The organism is Pseudomonas sp. BNK-15 (assembly GCF_047456105.1).
Lineage (GTDB): Bacteria > Pseudomonadota > Gammaproteobacteria > Pseudomonadales > Pseudomonadaceae > Aquipseudomonas > Aquipseudomonas putida_E.
The window spans coordinates 3162998-3180509 of the sequence record NZ_CP179898.1 but is presented as its reverse complement, the minus strand read 5'-3'; the positions used below and the strand labels follow the sequence as shown (position 1 = coordinate 3180509).

Annotated in this window: 18 protein-coding genes; 14 read left to right on the top strand and 4 right to left on the bottom strand. The window is 62.0% G+C overall.

Translation table 11 applies throughout. The features are described from left to right. The first annotated feature begins 55 nt into the window (after positions 1-55). From ACMGF5_RS14515 to pdeM, 5 genes are all read left to right on the top strand, one after another. Positions 56-1072: a ligase-associated DNA damage response exonuclease gene (locus tag ACMGF5_RS14515; protein ID WP_414156897.1), complete on the top strand. Its 1017-nt coding sequence runs from the start codon at positions 56-58 to the stop codon at positions 1070-1072. Continuing rightward, positions 1069-2730 carry an ATP-dependent DNA ligase gene (locus tag ACMGF5_RS14510; protein WP_174142048.1) on the top strand — a complete coding sequence of 554 codons (1662 nt, stop codon included), beginning with the start codon at positions 1069-1071 and terminating at the stop codon, positions 2728-2730. The genes ACMGF5_RS14515 and ACMGF5_RS14510 overlap by 4 nt, the downstream gene beginning before the upstream one ends. A gap of 97 nt (positions 2731-2827) precedes the next feature. Continuing rightward, a complete protein-coding gene (locus ACMGF5_RS14505) occupies positions 2828-3943 on the top strand; it encodes a succinylglutamate desuccinylase/aspartoacylase family protein (protein WP_046787744.1) in 1116 nt (371 codons plus the stop codon). A gap of 68 nt (positions 3944-4011) precedes the next feature. Beyond that, a complete protein-coding gene (locus tag ACMGF5_RS14500; protein WP_174142049.1) occupies positions 4012-6465 on the top strand; it encodes a ligase-associated DNA damage response DEXH box helicase in 2454 nt (817 codons plus the stop codon). Further along, positions 6462-7121 carry a ligase-associated DNA damage response endonuclease PdeM gene (gene pdeM, locus ACMGF5_RS14495; protein ID WP_414156896.1) on the top strand — a complete coding sequence of 220 codons (660 nt, stop codon included), beginning with the start codon at positions 6462-6464 and terminating at the stop codon, positions 7119-7121. Before ACMGF5_RS14500 ends, pdeM begins: the two co-directional genes overlap by 4 nt. A 13-nt stretch (positions 7122-7134) precedes the next feature. On the opposite strand, the gene ACMGF5_RS14490 is transcribed toward pdeM, so the two are convergent. After that, positions 7135-7362, bottom strand: coding sequence for a hypothetical protein (locus ACMGF5_RS14490; RefSeq protein ID WP_046787747.1), 228 nt, complete (start codon positions 7360-7362; stop codon positions 7135-7137). 98 nt (positions 7363-7460) lie between these two features. Continuing rightward, complete coding sequence (gene dcd, locus ACMGF5_RS14485; protein WP_012313046.1) at positions 7461-8027, bottom strand: dCTP deaminase; 567 nt, start codon at positions 8025-8027, stop codon at positions 7461-7463. A 330-nt stretch (positions 8028-8357) separates the two neighbouring features. Between dcd and ACMGF5_RS14480 the strand changes: the two genes are divergently transcribed. Further along, positions 8358-8567, top strand: coding sequence for a cold-shock protein (locus ACMGF5_RS14480; protein ID WP_012273869.1), 210 nt, complete (start codon positions 8358-8360; stop codon positions 8565-8567). Between the two features lie 201 nt (positions 8568-8768). Here ACMGF5_RS14480 and apbC read toward each other — a convergent pair whose 3' ends face one another. Beyond that, entirely contained in the window at positions 8769-9863 is a 1095-nt protein-coding gene (apbC, locus tag ACMGF5_RS14475; RefSeq protein WP_414156895.1) for an iron-sulfur cluster carrier protein ApbC, read from the bottom strand. 156 nt (positions 9864-10019) lie between these two features. Between apbC and metG the strand changes: the two genes are divergently transcribed. The 7 genes from metG (at position 10020) to ACMGF5_RS14440 (ending at position 15726) form a co-directional block, all read left to right on the top strand. Next, positions 10020-12065, top strand: coding sequence for a methionine--tRNA ligase (gene metG / locus ACMGF5_RS14470; protein ID WP_115273722.1), 2046 nt, complete (start codon positions 10020-10022; stop codon positions 12063-12065). A 92-nt stretch (positions 12066-12157) separates the two neighbouring features. Next, positions 12158-12706 (top strand): Rnf-Nqr domain containing protein, encoded by a 549-nt coding sequence (locus ACMGF5_RS14465; protein WP_115273721.1) that lies wholly within the window; start codon positions 12158-12160, stop codon positions 12704-12706. An 8-nt stretch (positions 12707-12714) separates the two neighbouring features. Continuing rightward, the gene (locus tag ACMGF5_RS14460; RefSeq protein WP_414156894.1) at positions 12715-13686 is read left to right on the top strand and encodes an RnfABCDGE type electron transport complex subunit D; all 972 of its coding nucleotides are present in this window, start codon (positions 12715-12717) and stop codon (positions 13684-13686) included. Then, the gene (locus ACMGF5_RS14455; protein ID WP_046787752.1) at positions 13683-14285 is read left to right on the top strand and encodes an RnfABCDGE type electron transport complex subunit G; all 603 of its coding nucleotides are present in this window, start codon (positions 13683-13685) and stop codon (positions 14283-14285) included. Before ACMGF5_RS14460 ends, ACMGF5_RS14455 begins: the two co-directional genes overlap by 4 nt. Next, positions 14278-14802 carry an Rnf-Nqr domain containing protein gene (locus ACMGF5_RS14450; protein ID WP_046787753.1) on the top strand — a complete coding sequence of 175 codons (525 nt, stop codon included), beginning with the start codon at positions 14278-14280 and terminating at the stop codon, positions 14800-14802. Before ACMGF5_RS14455 ends, ACMGF5_RS14450 begins: the two co-directional genes overlap by 8 nt. Positions 14803-14806: 4 nt before the next feature. Beyond that, positions 14807-15445 (top strand): endonuclease III, encoded by a 639-nt coding sequence (gene nth, locus ACMGF5_RS14445; protein ID WP_046787754.1) that lies wholly within the window; start codon positions 14807-14809, stop codon positions 15443-15445. Between the two features lie 104 nt (positions 15446-15549). Then, a complete protein-coding gene (locus tag ACMGF5_RS14440) occupies positions 15550-15726 on the top strand; it encodes a PA3496 family putative envelope integrity protein (protein WP_046787755.1) in 177 nt (58 codons plus the stop codon). A gap of 45 nt (positions 15727-15771) precedes the next feature. On the opposite strand, the gene ACMGF5_RS14435 is transcribed toward ACMGF5_RS14440, so the two are convergent. Continuing rightward, on the bottom strand, positions 15772-16398 hold the full coding sequence (locus ACMGF5_RS14435) for a response regulator transcription factor (protein ID WP_046787756.1): 627 nt from the start codon (positions 16396-16398) through the stop codon (positions 15772-15774). A 362-nt stretch (positions 16399-16760) separates the two neighbouring features. Here ACMGF5_RS14435 and ACMGF5_RS14430 point away from each other — a divergent pair, with 362 nt between their 5' ends. Next, positions 16761-17219 carry a hypothetical protein gene (locus ACMGF5_RS14430; protein ID WP_115273718.1) on the top strand — a complete coding sequence of 153 codons (459 nt, stop codon included), beginning with the start codon at positions 16761-16763 and terminating at the stop codon, positions 17217-17219. The last annotated feature ends 293 nt before the right edge of the window (positions 17220-17512 follow it).

The following is a 17512-nucleotide window of genomic DNA, read 5'->3' as shown; positions in this document are numbered from 1 at the left end:
ACTTCCACGCCCCGCTGATGCTCTGAGCCTGTAAGCCCTCTTGCCAGGCATCGCCATGGACCTCGTCATCGCCCGCCCCGAAGGCCTTTACTGCCCGCCCGGTGATTTTTACATCGACCCTTGGCGGCCCGTGGAGCGCGCCATCATCACCCACGGCCATGGCGATCATGCCCGTCGTGGCAACACTCATTACCTGACCGCAGCCACAGGGGCCGGCATACTGCGCAGCCGCCTGGGCCAGGATATCGACCTACTGGCCCTGCCCTACGGCGAGCGTATCCGCCACCACGGCGTCACCCTGAGCCTGCACCCGGCCGGGCACGTACTGGGCTCGGCACAGGTGCGCCTGGAACATGACGGCGAAGTCTGGGTTGCCTCCGGGGACTACAAAGTCGAGCCGGATGGCACCTGTGCTCCGTTCGAGCCGGTGCGCTGTCACACATTCATCACCGAGTCGACCTTCGGCCTGCCCATCTACCGCTGGCCCAGCCAGGCACAGGTATTAGCGGGGGTGAATGAATGGTGGCGGGCCAATCGCGAGCAGGGCAAGGCCAGCGTGCTGTTCTGCTATGCGTTCGGCAAGGCTCAACGAATCCTCCATGGCCTGGATCCGAGCATCGGGCCGATCCTGGTACATGGCGCAGTAGAGCCGCTGAACCAGGTATACCGAGAGGGCGGTGTACACCTGCCACAAACCCTTTATGCCGGTGATATTCCCCGTAATGACCCGCTCATGCGCCAGGCCATCGTGTTGGCGCCCCCCTCTGCCGCCGGCAGCAGTTGGATGCGTCGCTTCGGTGATTACAGCGATGCCTTCGCCAGTGGCTGGATGCTGCTGCGCGGCACGCGACGCCGGCGCGGCGTAGACCGCGGTTTCGTACTCTCCGACCACGCAGACTGGCCTGGGCTGCTATGGGCCATCGAACAGACCGGCGCCGAGCGGGTTATGGTCACCCACGGCTCGGTCAACGTGCTGGTACGCTACCTCAGCGAACGTGGCCTCGATGCCCGAGCGTTCGTTACCGAGTACGGTGACGAGGACGACGCTCCAGCAATGGAAGCTGAGGCATGAAGGCCTTTGCCCAGCTCTACCTGCGCCTGGATGCCACCACCTCCAGCAATGCCAAACTGCAAGCGTTGCGCGACTACTTTGCCGCAGCCCCCGCCGAGGACGCCGCCTGGGCTGTCTATTTTCTGTCCGGTGGCCGGCCACGGCAGTTGGTGCCCACCCGGGTGCTGCGCGAGCTGGCAACGGCATTGGCCGGGCTGCCGGGCTGGTTGTTCGAAGAAAGCTATCAGGCCGTGGGCGACCTGGCGGAAACCATCTCTTTGTTGCTGCCTGAAAACCAGCAAGGTAGCGAGAGCGGGCTGGCCCATTGGGTCGAAGCCCATCTGCTGCCACTGCGTGGGCTGCCCGCCGAAGAGGTCCAGCAGCGCCTGCCGCCACTGTGGGCACAGTTGGATCGCCCCAGCCTGATGCTGTGCCTGAAGCTGATCACTGGCAGCTTTCGCGTGGGCGTGTCCAAGCTGCTGGTCACCCGGGCACTGGCGCAGCTGGCGGGGCTGGATGCCAAACGCATAGCTCAGCGCCTGGTGGGCTATACCGACATCAGCCATCGCCCGACAGCCAACAGTTACCACAAGCTGATCGCCGCTGAATCGGCCGACGAACATAGCCAACGTGGTGGCCAACCATACCCGTTCTTCCTGGCGCATGCCCTGCAGGCCCCCATCGAACAGTTCGACGCCCTGCTCGGCCCGCCCAGCGCCTGGCAGATCGAGTGGAAGTGGGATGGCATCCGCGCACAAGTGGTCAAGCGCGATGGCCAGGTGTGGGTGTGGTCACGCGGCGAAGAACTGGTCACCGACCGCTTCCCGGAGCTGCACAGCCTGGCGCAGAGCCTTCCCGACGGCGTCGTGCTCGACGGTGAGATCCTGGTCTGGAAGCCTGATTCGGGCAACGACCAGGCACTGGCCGTGCAACCTTTCGCACTACTGCAGCAGCGCATTGGCCGCAAGACGCTGGGCAAGAAGCTGCTGGCCGATGCGCCGGTGGTATTGCAGGCGTACGATTTGCTGGAATGGCAAGGCGAGGACTGGCGTAGCCGCCCCCAATATGAGCGCCGCCAGCAATTGCAGCGTGTCGTGGAAAGCTATCCCTTGGCCCCGGTACTGCTTTCGCCTCTGCTCGAAGGGCAGACTTGGCACGCGCTTGCCATCCAGCGCGAACGATCGCGCAGCCTGGGCGTCGAGGGCCTGATGCTCAAACAGCGCGATGCGTTGTACGGGGTGGGCCGGACCAAGGACATGGGGGTGTGGTGGAAGTGGAAGATCGACCCGTTCAGCGTAGATGCCGTGCTGATCTATGCCCAGCGCGGCCACGGCCGGCGTGCCAGCCTGTACAGTGACTACACCTTCGCGGTCTGGAGCGGGCCACCCGGCGACCCCGAGCGTGCCTTGGTACCTTTTGCCAAAGCCTACTCGGGCCTGAGCGATGAAGAAATGCGCAAGGTCGATGCAATCATTCGCAAGACCACGGTAGAGACCTTCGGACCGGTGCGCAGCGTCAAGCCAACCCTGGTGTTCGAACTGGGGTTCGAGGGCATCGCCCTGTCAAAACGGCACAAGAGCGGTATAGCCGTGCGCTTTCCGCGCATGCTGCGCTGGCGCCTGGATAAACCTGTGGAGGAGGCCGATGACCTGGCGACCCTGCAGGCACTGCTGGCCTGAAGAAGGCAGCACGGTGAAGCATACTGGCTAAAATTATGCTTCTATCTTTGTGCCGACCCGTGTCGCAGACCGTTTTCGCCACGCAGCCAGGACCACCATGCACCATTCGACACACGACCTGCTCTCGCCCGTACCGGGCATCATTCGCCAACTCCACAGCTTCCACTTCGGCCCGCGCGGTGGCGCCAAGGTGTACATACAGGCCTCGCTGCATGCCGATGAGTTGCCCGGCATGCTGGTCGCCTGGCACCTCAAGCGTCGCCTGGCCGAACTGGAGCAGCAAGGGCGCCTGCGCCGCGAAATCGTCCTGGTGCCGGTGGCCAACCCGGTAGGCCTGGAGCAAGTGATGCTGGACGCACCACTGGGTCGTTTCGAATTACAGAGCGGCGAGAACTTCAACCGCAACTTCGTCGACCTTTCCGACAGCATTGGCGACCAGGTGGAGGGCCATCTGACCCAGGACGCCGACCACAACCTTGCCTTGATTCGTGAGTACCTGCGCCGTGGCCTGGATGCACACCCGGCACACACCCCCCTGCAGTCCCAGCGCCTGACCCTGCAGCGGCTGGCCTGCGATGCCGACCTGGTCCTGGACCTGCACTGCGACTTCGAGGCGGTAGAACACCTCTACACCACCCCGGAAGCCTGGCCTCAGGTCGAGCCGCTGGCTCGCTACCTGGGTGCGCAGGCCAGTTTGCTGGCCACCGACTCCGGCGGGCAGTCGTTCGACGAATGCTTCAGCCTGGTCTGGTGGCAGTTGCAGCAACGCTTCGGCAAGCGTTTCCCGATCCCTTTGGGTAGCGTGTCGGTAACTGTCGAGTTGCGCGGCCAGGCCGATGTCAGCCATGACCTGGCCAGCCATGACTGCCAGGCGATCCTCGATTACCTGATTCACGCCGGAGTCATCGAAGGCCCTGCAGTGCCCTTGCCACCCCTGCCCCGGGCTGCGACCCCGTTGGCCGCCGTCGAGCCGATATCGGCCCCGCTGGGCGGGCTGCTGGTGTATCACGCCCGCCCCGGTCAGTATCTGGAAGCCGGGCAACTGGTCGCTGAAGTCATCGACCCGCTCAGCGACCGGGTGACTGCCGTGCACAACCGCCAGCCTGGCCTGCTGTATGCCCGCAGCGTTCGGCGCATGGCCACGACGGGCATGGTCATCGCACATGTCGCCGGTGAACAGGTGTGTCGCAGCGGCTACCTGCTGGCCAACTGACCCGGTAAAACCAAACCGCCGGGCCGGTGGTCAGTAGAAGCACAACCTTCGAAGGACCCGACGGCCCCATGCCAAGCCCTCCCGACATTGCCAATGCCTGGTTTCGCATGCGCGGCTGGAAGCCCTTCGCCTTCCAGCGCCAAGCCTGGGCCGCAGTCGGCCGTGGCGAGTCGGGGCTGCTGCATGCCAGTACCGGCGCCGGCAAGACCTACGCCCTCTGGCTGGCGGCACTGCGCACCTTCGCCAAGCCGCGCGCAGGGCGTCAGCCGGCGCCATTGCAGGTCGTGTGGATTACCCCGATGCGCGCGCTGGCGGCCGATACCGCACGCGCATTGCAAGCGCCGCTGGACGACCTTGGCCTGAACTGGAGTGTCGGCGTGCGCAGCGGCGACACTGGCAGCGCCGAGCGCGCCCGCCAGGCCCGACGCCTGCCGAGTACATTGATCACCACACCCGAGAGCCTGACCCTGCTATTGACGCGTGCGAATGCCTGCGATGATTTCGCCAGCCTGCGCATGGTGGTGGTGGATGAATGGCACGAACTGCTCGGGAACAAACGCGGCGTACAGCTGCAATTGGCCCTGGCACGCTTGCGTCGCTGGCATCCGCAACTGGTGACCTGGGGGCTGTCTGCCACCCTGGGCAACCTGCCGCATGCGCTCGAGGTACTGGTGCCAAAGGGTGGCCAGCTGATAAAGGGCCGCCAGGACAAGCGCCTGGTCGTCGACACACTCCTGCCCGAGGCCATCGAACGCTTTCCCTGGGCCGGGCACATGGGCCTGAAGATGCTCGCTCAGGTTGCCCGGGAGCTCGACAGCAGCGCCAGCAGCCTGGTTTTCACCAACACCCGTGCCCAAGCCGAACTGTGGTACCAGGCCCTGCTTGACGCCCGTCCCGACTGGGCCGGGCAAATTGCCCTGCACCACGCCTCGCTGGCCCGCGCTACCCGCGACTGGGTGGAACTGAGCCTCAAGCAGGGCACGCTCAAGGCAGTGATCTGTACCTCCAGCCTGGACCTGGGTGTGGACTTTCTGCCCGTGGAACGGGTGTTGCAAATTGGCTCGGCCAAAGGCGTCGCCCGCCTGATGCAACGGGCCGGGCGCTCCGGGCACGCCCCGGGGCGCCAGTCGCGGGTCACCCTGGTGCCGACTCACAGCCTGGAGCTGGTCGAGGCCGCAGCCGCTCGCAGTGCACTTGCGGCGGGCCATATCGAGGCCCGTCGCTCCCCGCGCCTGTGCATGGATGTACTGGTTCAGCACCTGGTCAGCATGGCGTTGGGCTGCGGCTTTCGCCCCGCTGAGCTACTCGCCGAGGTACGTAGCACCTGGGCTTTTTGCGATCTGCGCGACAGCCAGTGGCAGTGGGCACTGGACTTCGTCTGCCACGGCGGCAGCTCGCTCAGTGCCTACCCCGATTACCAGCGCGTCGAGGCCCACAGCGATGGCGTATGGCGGGTCGTCAGCGAGCGCCTGGCGCGGCGCCACCGCATGGGCATCGGCACCATCGTCAGCGACGCCAGCCTGCAGCTCAAGTATTGGAGCAAAGGCGGCGGCGGAAAGCATCTGGGCAGTGTCGAGGAAGCCTTCATCGCCCGCCTGCGTCCAGGCGATACCCTGGTGTTCGCCGGGCGGATACTCGAGCTTGTGAGGGTGGAGAACATGACCGCTTATGTACGCCGCAGCACCGCCCGTAAAGCCGCCGTAGCCCGCTGGAATGGCGGGCGCATGCCGCTGTCCAGCGAACTGGCCGATGCCCTGGTGGAGAAACTCGACGCCGCAGCCCGCGGCCATTTCGATGATCCAGAAATGCGCACGGTGCGGCCCTTGCTCGCACTCCAAGGCCAGTGGTCGGCCTTGCCTACCACGCAGACGCTGCTGGCCGAAACCCTTGCCACACGCCAAGGCTCGCACCTGTTTGTCTACCCGTTTGCCGGCCGCATGGCCAACCTTGGTCTGGCCAACCTGATTGCCTGGCGAGTCAGCCGCAACCAACCGCTATCGGTATCCATTGCCGTCAGCGACTACGGCTTCGAACTGCTTAGCCCGGCCCCTGTGGACTGGGCAGGCCACCTGCCCGCAGCGATGTCCACCGAGCACTTGCTGGACGATGTACTGGCTAGCCTGAACGCCAGTGAAATGGCCTTGCGGCGTTTTCGCGAAATCGCCCAGATCTCCGGGCTGGTGTTCGGCGGATACCCAGGCGCGCAGAAAAGCACCCGGCAGATCCAGGCTTCCAGCGGGCTGTTCTACGAGGTGTTTCGCAAGCATGACGCCGATAACCTGCTGCTTGGCCAGGCGCGGGATGAGGTGCTGCGTGAGGAACTGGAGATCGAACGCTTGCAAGGTCAATTGGCCAGGATGAGCAAGCTGCGCCTGGATGTGCGTGAATTGCAACGGCCCGGGCCACTGGCTTTCACGTTACTGGTCGAAGGCATGCGTGAGACCCTGACCACAGAGAAACTGGCCGATCGCATTGCGCGCATGGTCGCGGACCTTGAACAAGCAGCGAGCAGGAAGGCATGAGTACGCACCTGGTCATCGAGCATTGCGGGCAAACACTGTGGTTGATGCCGGACCGCGCGCTCTATTGGCCTGCCCGGCGAGCGTTGCTGGTCGCTGACGTGCATATCGGCAAAGCCGCCAGTTACCGCGCGCTGCATCAACCCGTGCCGCGCGGTACCACCCAAACCACGCTCAAGCGCCTGGACGCTCTGCTGGCAGCCTGTGAGTGCGAACAATTGATCATTCTTGGCGATTTCCTGCACGCCCGAACGGCGCACGCGCCTGCAACGATGGCTCAGTTACAGGCCTGGAGAGAACAGCACGGCGGTTTGCGCATCGTGCTGGTACGCGGCAACCATGACCGCCATGCCGGCGATCCACCAGCCCAGCTGGACATTGAAGTGGAGGAAGACCCTTGGCTGCTGGCACCGTTCGCGCTCCAGCACGAACCGGTCGCACACCCTGAGCACCCGGTGCTGTGCGGCCATGTGCATCCGGTATTCGTCTTGCGCGGGCGCGCTCGTCAGCGGCTCAGGCTGCCCTGCTTCCTGATGGACCAGCAGGTCAGCCTGCTACCGGCGTTCGGTGAATTCACCGGGGGATGGACTGTCGAGCCCGGCCTAGGGAGTCGCATCTACCTTGCGGGCACAGATCAAGTCTGGGCCCTGCAAGTCTGATCTCATCGAGCGTTCATGCCACCGGCGCAGGTGGAGGTTCGTCGGGCAGGGTTGGCTCACCCGGCTCCATGGGCGGCGTATCGCCAGGTTGGGCCGGTTGCGGGGTATCCGGGTCGGGCTGACCGGGTACGCCGCCCAGATGCATCGGGGCAGGATGGGCTAGCAGGGACCATGCCAGCAAGCCGATCTGGTTGGGCTGCAGCACAGCCAGCTTCGCACTGATTACGGGATCGAGTTTCATGGGCAACTCCTGACGAGGGCCGCCACGCATCATGCATGGCGGCACTGTTCATTAGCTTGGAGTACCCGAGCGAAAACTAATTCCCCGCGCTCGTCGGCTCAGGTGCGTGGCAGGGTGACGCCGCGCTGGCCCTGATACTTGCCACCACGGTCTTTGTACGACACTTCGCATTCTTCATCGGATTCGAGGAAAAGCATCTGCGCCACGCCTTCGTTGGCGTAGATCTTGGCCGGCAAGGTGGTGGTGTTGGAGAACTCCAGCGTCACGTGGCCTTCCCACTCTGGCTCGAGCGGGGTGACGTTGACGATGATGCCGCAACGGGCATAGGTGCTCTTGCCCAGGCAGATGGTCAGGACGTTGCGCGGAATGCGGAAGTATTCGACGGTGCGGGCCAGGGCAAAGGAGTTCGGCGGGATGATGCAGACATCGCTCTTGACGTCGACGAAGCTGCCGGCGTCAAAGTTTTTCGGGTCGACGGTGGCCGAATTGATGTTGGTGAACACCTTGAATTCGTCGGCGCAACGCACGTCGTAACCGTAGCTGGAGACGCCGAACGAGATCACCCGGCTGTCGTGCTCGCCGCGCACCTGGCGCTCGACGAACGGTTCGATCATGCCGTGTTCCTGCGCCATGCGGCGAATCCACTTGTCCGATTTGATGCTCATGGCGGGGGTGTCCTGAGAGTTGCGAGGTGAAAAAACGAGAAGCGCATATTACCGGTCCCGGCGCTCAGGTTAAAGTTCCATACCACATCCCGCGTCAGATGGGGCTTGGCGCCCGCCGCCGATCTGAATTTCATCAAAGGCCATCTTGGTGATTGGCAGGTTGCGGAAAGTGGGTTAAGGTGACACCACTGTGCTGCACGTGACACCGAGAATCTCTAGTTTGATGCACGATCCTGATCGGCCCAACGCTGAATTTTCTGCTCTCTTTGCGCTCAGTCCCGGGCAGGGTTTTTCCTGACCGTTATCAACTTTGTCCAAGGAGACAGAAAAATGTCCAACCGTCAAAACGGTACTGTTAAGTGGTTCAACGACGAGAAAGGCTACGGCTTCATCACCCCTCAGTCGGGTGACGATCTGTTCGTACACTTCAAAGCCATCCAAGCTGACGGCTTCAAAACCCTGAAAGAAGGCCAGGCTGTTACTTTCGTCGCTACCCGCGGCCAGAAAGGCATGCAGGCTGAAGAAGTTCAAATCGCCTAAGTCGATTTAGCTTCCTCGCTTTCAAAAAAAACCCGCCTTCTGGCGGGTTTTTTTATGGCCGTTTGCAGGGGCAGCCTTGCCGGGGCGCCGGAGCGGTCGTAAAGGGCCGCAAAGCGGCCCCGGCATTTCATGCGGCGGGCCATGTCGCCCTTGGAGCTGCATCATCGCCCACATGCAGGCTGCGCAGGCTCCCCCGCTTATTCAATCCTCGCTGATGGTAATGCTCGGCATCGCCGGTGCTGCCGCTTCCTGCAGCACGATCCGCGCACCCACCTGACGGGCGAGCTCCTGGTAGACCATGGCGATCTGGCTTTCCGGCTCGGCAATCGCCGTCGGCTTGCCGCTGTCAGCCTGCTTACGGATCAGCATCGACAAGGGCAGCGAAGCCAATAGCTCGACACCATACTGCGCGGCCAGCTTCTCGCCGCCACCTTCACCGAACAAGTGTTCGGCATGGCCGCAGTTCGAGCAGATGTGCACCGCCATGTTCTCCACCACGCCAAGCACCGGGATGTTGACCTTGCGGAACATCTCCACACCTTTCTTGGCATCCAGCAGCGCCAGGTCCTGCGGCGTGGTGACGATCACGGAACCTGCCACCGGCACTTTCTGCGCCAGGGTCAGCTGGATATCACCGGTCCCCGGGGGCATGTCGATCACCAGGTAATCGAGGTCATCCCAGGCTGTCTGGGTCACCAGCTGCAGCAACGCGCCGGAAACCATCGGGCCACGCCAGACCATCGGCGTGTTGTCATCGGTGAGGAACGCCATCGACATGACCTCCACGCCGTGCGCCTTGATCGGTACAAACCATTTCTGCTCGCGGATCTGCGGGCGGGTACCTTCGGCGATGCCGAACATCACCCCTTGGCTGGGGCCGTAGATATCCGCATCGAGAATGCCCACCCTCGCACCTTCGCGAGCCAGGGCCAGCGCCAGGTTGGCGGCTGTGGTCGATTTGCCGACGCCCCCTTTGCCCGAAGCCACGGCAATGACGTTCTTGACGTTGGCCATGGCCGGCACCTGAGCCTGCGCCTTGTGCGCGGCGACCACGCAGTCGATCGTTACCTGGGCCGAGCTGACACCGTCAAGGTTCTCGATCGCGGTCTGCAGCACCTGCGCCCAGCCATTTTTGAACAAGCCGGCGGCATACCCCAGTTGCAGCTGCACAGCGACCTGCCCGCCCTGGATGTCGATGGCACGCACACAGCCGGCGCTGACCGGGTCCTGGTTCAGATAAGGGTCGGTGTACTGACGAAGCACGCCTTCGACGGCGGCACGGGTGACGGCACTCATGGAGGCTCCCATTGGCATACGATTGATCGAACAGGCGCCTATCCTAACCCGTCAATCGTCAGCCGTTGCGTCCATGGGGTGAAATATATTCGCCAGCCCTTTATAGTGGCCGATCACCTTCAATTTACCCCGAGCCAGATAAGTAGCCGAGCCACCATGTCCGAGCCACGTCAGATTCTCGTCACCAGCGCCCTGCCCTATGCCAATGGGTCCATCCACCTTGGCCATATGCTCGAGTACATCCAGACGGATATGTGGGTTCGCTTTCAGAAGATGCGCGGCAACCAGTGCATCTACGTCTGCGCCGATGACGCCCACGGTTCGGCCATCATGCTGCGCGCCGAAAAGGAAGGCATCACGCCGGAGCAACTGATTGCCAATGTACAGGCCGAGCACAGCAGCGATTTTGCCGACTTCCTGGTGGATTTCGACAACTTCCACTCCACCCACAGTGAAGAAAACCGCGAGCTGTCCAGCCTGATCTACTCGCGCCTGCGCGACGCCGGTCACATTGCCACCCGTTCGGTCACCCAGTACTTCGACCCTGAAAAGGGCATGTTCCTGGCCGACCGTTTCATCAAGGGCACCTGCCCAAAGTGTGCGGCTGACGACCAGTACGGCGACAACTGTGAAAAATGCGGCGCCACCTACGCGCCGACCGAACTGAAAAACCCCAAGTCGGCCATCTCCGGTGCCACCCCGGTGCTGCGCGACTCGCAGCATTTCTTCTTCAAGCTGCCGGACTTCCAGGCCATGCTGCAGCAGTGGACCCGCAGCGGCACCTTGCAGGATGCGGTGGCCAACAAGCTCGCCGAATGGCTGGACTCCGGGCTGCAGGAGTGGGACATCTCGCGTGATGCGCCGTACTTCGGTTTCGAGATCCCGGGCGAGCCTGGCAAGTACTTCTACGTCTGGCTGGATGCGCCGATCGGCTACATGGCCAGCTTCAAGAACCTGTGCGCGCGCCGCCCAGAGTTGGACTTCGATGCGTTCTGGAACAAAGACTCCAAGGCCGAGCTGTACCATTTCATCGGCAAGGACATCGTCAACTTCCATGCCCTGTTCTGGCCAGCCATGCTCGAAGGCGCGGGCCTGCGCAAGCCGACAGCGGTCAACGTGCACGGCTACCTGACCGTCAACGGCGCGAAGATGTCGAAATCGCGCGGCACCTTCATCAAGGCCCGCACCTACCTGGATCACCTGCAGCCCGAATACCTGCGTTACTACTACGCAGCCAAGCTGGGGCGCGGCGTCGATGACCTCGACCTGAACCTTGAGGACTTCGTGCAAAAGGTCAACTCAGACCTGGTCGGCAAAGTGGTCAACATCGCCAGCCGCTGCGCAGGCTTCATCCACAAAGGCAATGACGGCGTGATGGTTGCCGGCGACGCAGCCCCGGAGCTGACCGAGGCATTCCTGGCTGCTGCCCCGGGCATCGCCGAAGCCTACGAGGCCCGCGACTTTGGCCGCGCCATGCGCGAGATCATGGCCCTGGCTGACCGTGCCAATGCCTGGATCGCCGACAAAGCCCCCTGGTCGCTGGCCAAACAGGAAGGCAAGCAGGACGAAGTGCAGGCGATCTGTGCCCAGGGCATCAACCTGTTCCGCCAACTGGTGATCTTCCTCAAGCCGGTACTACCGGTGCTGGCTGCCGACGCCGAGGCATTCCTGAATGTCGCGCCACTGGCCTGGAGCGACCACCTGTCGCGCCTGGAAAGCCACAAGCTCAACCCGTTCAAGCCCCTGATGAGCCGCATAGAACCTGCCAAGGTCGAAGCCATGATTGCCGCCAGCAAGGAAGACCTGCTGGCAGCCGAAGGCCAGGCGCAGGCACCGGCCGGCAATGGCGAACTGGCCAAGGACCCGCTGTCGGCAGAGATCGAATTCGACACCTTCGCTGCCGTCGACCTGCGCGTGGCGCTGATCGTCAAGGCCGAAGCGGTGCCGGGTGCCGACAAGCTGCTGCAACTGACCCTGGACATCGGTGACGAACGCCGCAATGTGTTCTCGGGTATCAAGTCGGCCTACCCTGATCCATCCAGGCTCGAAGGCCGCCTGACCATGATGGTTGCCAACCTCAAGCCACGGAAAATGCGCTTTGGCGTCTCCGAAGGCATGGTCATGGCAGCAGGCCCTGGCGGTGAAGAAATCTACCTGCTCAGCCCTGACAGTGGCGCAAAGCCAGGCCAGCGTATCAAGTAACCCCCCTCAGCCCCGGCCTCACCGCCGGGGCTTTTTCATCCTCCTTGCGCATTGCCGGACAGCGCAGGCGATTCACGGCTATCGTCATTTGCATGAACGACTATGTCCTGGTTCTGATCAGCGCCGCACTGGTCAGCCACCTGCTTTTGCACCGACAGCCTGCCTCCCGGCTGCGCGTACATGTGTGCGGCCTGGCCTGCGCGTTGTCGATAATGTTGGCAGTCACCGGCGGCCAACTGCTTGAACACTGGATCGTGGCGCCTTGGCAACTGCAGGACCTGCGTATGTTCCTGCTGCTGCCCTGGCAGGCGCTACTCGCGTGGGGCATCCCCCAGACGCTTGCCAGGCTGCGCCCGCAGTGGCCCACGCAGAGCCTCATGTGGCCGATACTGGGGAATGTCATGGCACTGGGCATGACACTTCAGGCAATAGGTGAACAGGGCGAATGGCTGGCCACGCTGAGCTGGGGGGTTCTGGCGGGGCTTGGCTTCTGGCTGGCGCTGGCGTTGTTCGACGACCTCCGTCAGCGCTGCGAACACGCACAGGTGCCAGGCGCACTGCGCGGCCTACCCATCGCCCTGCTTGGCGCCAGTGTGATGGGTATGGCGTTCTCTGGCCTCAACGGCATATTCACGCAATGAGCCCGACCATGGCACCACCTGACCCACGCCTGCGCAAAGCCATGGGCCTGGTCTTGTTGGCCTGCCTGCCTGGCCTGCTGGCTTCGTTCTGGCTACTGGGGTGGGGCCTGCTCTGGAGCCTGGGGCTGTGCGCGATCACCGCTGTTTGCTGCGAGGCGGCAGCGCTGGCGTTGCGCAACCAACCGGTCACATCGGCACTGAGCGATGGTAGCGCCTTGGTCACTGCAGTGCTCCTGACCCTCGCCCTGCCCACCGGGGCGCCGTGGTGGTTGCCGGTGATTGCAGCGGGGGTTGCCATAGGCCTGGGCAAGCAAGCTTTCGGCGGGGCCGGCCGTAACGTGTTCAACCCGGCGATGGTTGGGTACGCCTTCGTGCTGCTGAGCTTCCCATTGCAGATGAACCACTGGCCGGCACAAGCGCCAGGCTTGAGCGATAGTCTGCAGTTGGTCTTTGCCCATGGCGAGCAGATCGATGCGTGGGCTGGACCCACCGCACTCGACGGCATCAGGCACAACCGTAGCCTGACCATCGATGAGCTGTTCGCCAGCCACCCAGGCTTCGGCAACGTTGGCGGCCATGGCATCGAATGGGTCAATCTGGCGTTCCTGTCGGGTGGGCTTTTTCTGTTGCAGCGCAAGGTGTTCAGTTGGCATGCGCCTGCAGGTTTGCTGGCAGGATTGTTTCTGTTCAGCCTGCTGGCCTGGAATGGCTCCGGCTCGGACTCCAACGGCTCACCACTGCTACACCTGCTCAGCGGCTCGACCATGCTGGCAGCGTTTTTCATTGCCACGGAACCTGTTTCCGGCCCCAAGACCGACGTTGCCAGGCTGCTGTTCGGGCTGAGCGCAGGGGCTTTGATCTACCTGATCAGGACGTGGGGCAGTTACCCCGATGGTACCGCTTTCGCCATCCTGCTGATGAACCTTGCGGTACCCTCGCTGGACCGCCTTGCCTTGCGGTACCGGCAGGTGAGGCCATGAGGCGCCACGTGCGCAGCGCATTGATACTGCTGGCAGTGGGCAGCCTGGCACTGGCGAGCACGTTGGCCTGGCAGCGCTGGACCCGCGCCCCCATCGCCGAGGCCGAGCAACAGTTTTACGCACGCCGGTTTCTCTCGGTGCTGCCCCCCCACAGCTATGACAATCAGCCACTGAGCACCCCGGTGCCACTCCCTGCAGAACAACCGCCGCATAGCCGCATAATGGCCGCCTACCGTGCTGACCGCGGCACGACCCCCGTAGCCGTCGTCCTGGTTAGCCAGGTACAGGGTTACGCCGCACCAATCCGTTTGACCATTGCCATAAACGTGCAAGGTCGACTGATCGGCACACAAGTGATCGACCATCAGGAAAGCCCGGGGCTCGGAGGACGCATCAGCGACCCGCAAGTGAACTGGCTCGCGCAATTTGCCGACCGTCGCCTGGAGGATCGCTGGGCACTCAAGCGCGACCAAGGTGATTTCGACCAGCTGGCCGGCGCGACGGTCACTTCGCGTGCGGTGATCGAGGCACAGCAGGATGCCCTGCGCTACTTCGACCAGCATCGTGCACTTCTGCTCGGGACGCTCGCCCATGACTAGGTTCTGGCTTTTGGTGGCAGGCCTTGCGCCTGTACTCGGCGCCACACGCACGCTCACTCAAGCCGCCGTCATCGGCACCAGCATGCTGGTGCTGACGGTGCTTCACCAGGCCCTGCTGACTCTTGTGCGCTCAAGGCTTGGCGGTGCGCTGTACACGCTGGCAAGCCTGCTACTGCTAGCGGCCCTTGTCAGTTGCCTGCAGATGGCATTGCGCGCCTGGGCGTTGCCGCTTGCCCTGGCGCTGGGTTACTTCCCGGCGCTGATCTGCCTGCAGTGCCTGGTTACGGACCACCTGTTGGTAGACAAGGACCGCTGGCGTCAACTTTGCCTGCAGATGACCGGCCTGATGGGCCTCTGCCTGTCGCTTGGCGTTATCCGTCAGTGGCTGACCGAGGGGCTGGGCATACCCTTGGCCAGTCTTGCTCCCGGCGCACTGATACTGCTCGGCATGCTGCTGGCCTTGTACAATCGTCTACGCCCGGGCCCCGCCCTCTCACGTCGTCAAGGAAAGCGTTGACCCCATGAATGCCGCAAAACGCCTGGAGATCTTTCGCAGGCTGCACGAAGACAATCCCGACCCCAAGACAGAGCTGGCTTACACCACCCCTTTCGAACTACTCGTGGCCGTGACACTGTCTGCACAGTCCACCGACGTCGGCGTCAACAAGGCCACTGCCCGCCTGTTCCCGGTCGCCAACACCCCCCACGCCATCTACGCACTGGGGGTCGAAGGCCTGAGCGAGTACATCAAGACCATTGGGCTGTATAACAGCAAGGCCAGGAATGTGATCGAAGCCTGCCGCTTGCTGATCGAACGGCATGGAGGCGAAGTTCCGCAAAGCCGTGAAGCGCTAGAGGCGCTGCCCGGTGTTGGCCGCAAGACCGCCAACGTGGTACTCAATACAGCCTTCCGCCAGCCCACCATGGCGGTCGACACGCATATTTTCAGGGTCAGCAATCGCACCGGTATCGCGCCGGGCAAGACCGTGCTGGAAGTCGAGAAAAAACTGCTCAAGTTCGTACCCAAGGATTATCTGCTCGATGCCCATCACTGGCTCATCCTGCACGGGCGTTACGTGTGCCAGGCACGCAAGCCACGTTGCGGCAGTTGCCGGATCGAAGACCTGTGCGAGTTCAAGCAGAAGACGTCGGACGATTGATTCGATAGCGACTTCATGCACGTCCCGATTGAAAAAATCTTTTTTACCAAACTTCGCTTTCTCGCTATAAGGACGGCCAATGGCCCCTTGGCTTGGAGCGACTCATGAGTACCGATAAAGACGAACTGTCGATCGAAGAAGACTTTGTCACAGCTGAAGACGACGCCGAACCTCTGGTTGAAACCGCAAAGACCAACCTGAGCAAGCGTCGCACCATTGACAACCTCCTCGAAGAGCGGCGCCTGCAACGGCAACTCGCCGATTTCGACTACGACCTGTAACGACACCGAGAAAGCCTCCCTCAAGGAGGCTATCTGTATTCAGGGTCACGTCAGGCCATGGCGCCGGGCCAATTCGATCAAGTCCACCAGCGAGTGAGCATTGAGCTTGAGCAGCAAACGGGTCTTGTAGGTACTGACCGTCTTGTTGCTGAGGAACATGCTGTCGGCTATCTCCTTGTTGGACCTGCCCCGGGCAAGTTGCTGAAGCACCATCATTTCCCGTGCCGACAGGCGATCGACCATCTCCGTCTCGCTGGCTCCCCCAACCCGGCCGCGCGACTTGTGCAATGCCTGGTTGGGAAAATAGCTGTAACCAGACAGCACGGCCTTGATCGCACTGAGCAGTTCGGTGAGCTCCTGTTGCTTGCACACATACCCTGAAGCCCCCGCCTGCATGCAACGCATCGAGAAATGCCCGGGCGCCTGCGAGGTAAGCACCAGCACCCGGCTGCCCGGGCTTGCCGAGGCCATGCGGGCAATGACCTCCAACCCGTCGAGCTTGGGAATGCCGATATCCAGCACCACGATATCGGGCAGGTGCTTCCTGGTTAGCTGCAAAGCTGCCACGCCGTTGTCGGTTTCCGCGACCACATCGTATCCATGCCGCTCCATCAGCATGCGCACTGCCAAGCGTATGACAGGATGATCATCCACGATAAGGACTTTATTCATGCGATATCCATTCATTCATTATTTGCTTTGACGACGCGCCACCATAACCGAGCAGCACGCATTATGGCGCGCCAATTCTCCGCGCAAACACATGAATAGATGAACCTTACGTCGGTTTAGGAATTTTCCTACAAAGCACAACTAATCATCCAATAGGAATACCTGTTTAGCCGCAGAAGCGCATTCTTCCTCGAAACAGAGATGAAAACCTGCATAATTCAACAATCAATCCAACATCAAAATAAAAACCTGTTTCAGACATTCCGAAATGCCGGGATCAATTTCCCCCCCCGGAAACGGTGCATAATTTGGTTGAGCGGCTCGGTAGGGTATTGATTGCAAAAACGCAGGAGGCCAACATCATGGCTGCAAACCAACCCACCGCCCAACCCACCGCCCCAATGACGATCATCGCCATCTTTGCAGGCATCATCGAGGCCTCTGCACTGGCAACACTTCCGTTTCTCAGCGAAAAAAGTCAGAGTCTCTATACCTGGTTTTTAGTGGGCTTTCCATTTTTTCTGACGGGGCTATTTTTCCTGACACTCAACTTCAATTACAAATCACTTTACAAGCCCGAAAGTACTTCCGTTGACGGTGCAACCAGTACGCCGCAACCGACAACTTTCGAAGCAGAACCTGTAACGGTCATGCTCTCGGGCCCTGATGCGCAAAGAATGATCGAGCAACATGTACTGAGGACGCTTGCACAACCTCAAGTTACAGGGGGCACCTGGATATACTGCAATCTGGACAAGCAGCAGTGTTTTCGCGTGTCGGTCTGTGAGTTACCGGAAAACGCGACACACCTGAGAAATTGAGCGGTACACGATCTTGCAGCCGAGGAAAACTTCTTCACGGATTGTCGGGCAGGTGGGTATTGGGAAGTGCATACAAAAACCCCGGCCGGGGCCGAATGCCAGTCAGTTAAGCCATATGGGGCCGCTTTGCGGCCCATCGCCGGCAAGCCAGCTCCCACAGGGGCCGCGCAGTACTTGAGGTCTGCGCTGTACCTGTAGGAGCTGGCTTGCCGGCGATGGGCTGCGTAGCAGCCCTAATGACGCTAACTGACTGGCATTAGCCCCAAGCCGGGGTTCATGCAATACGCTTGAAG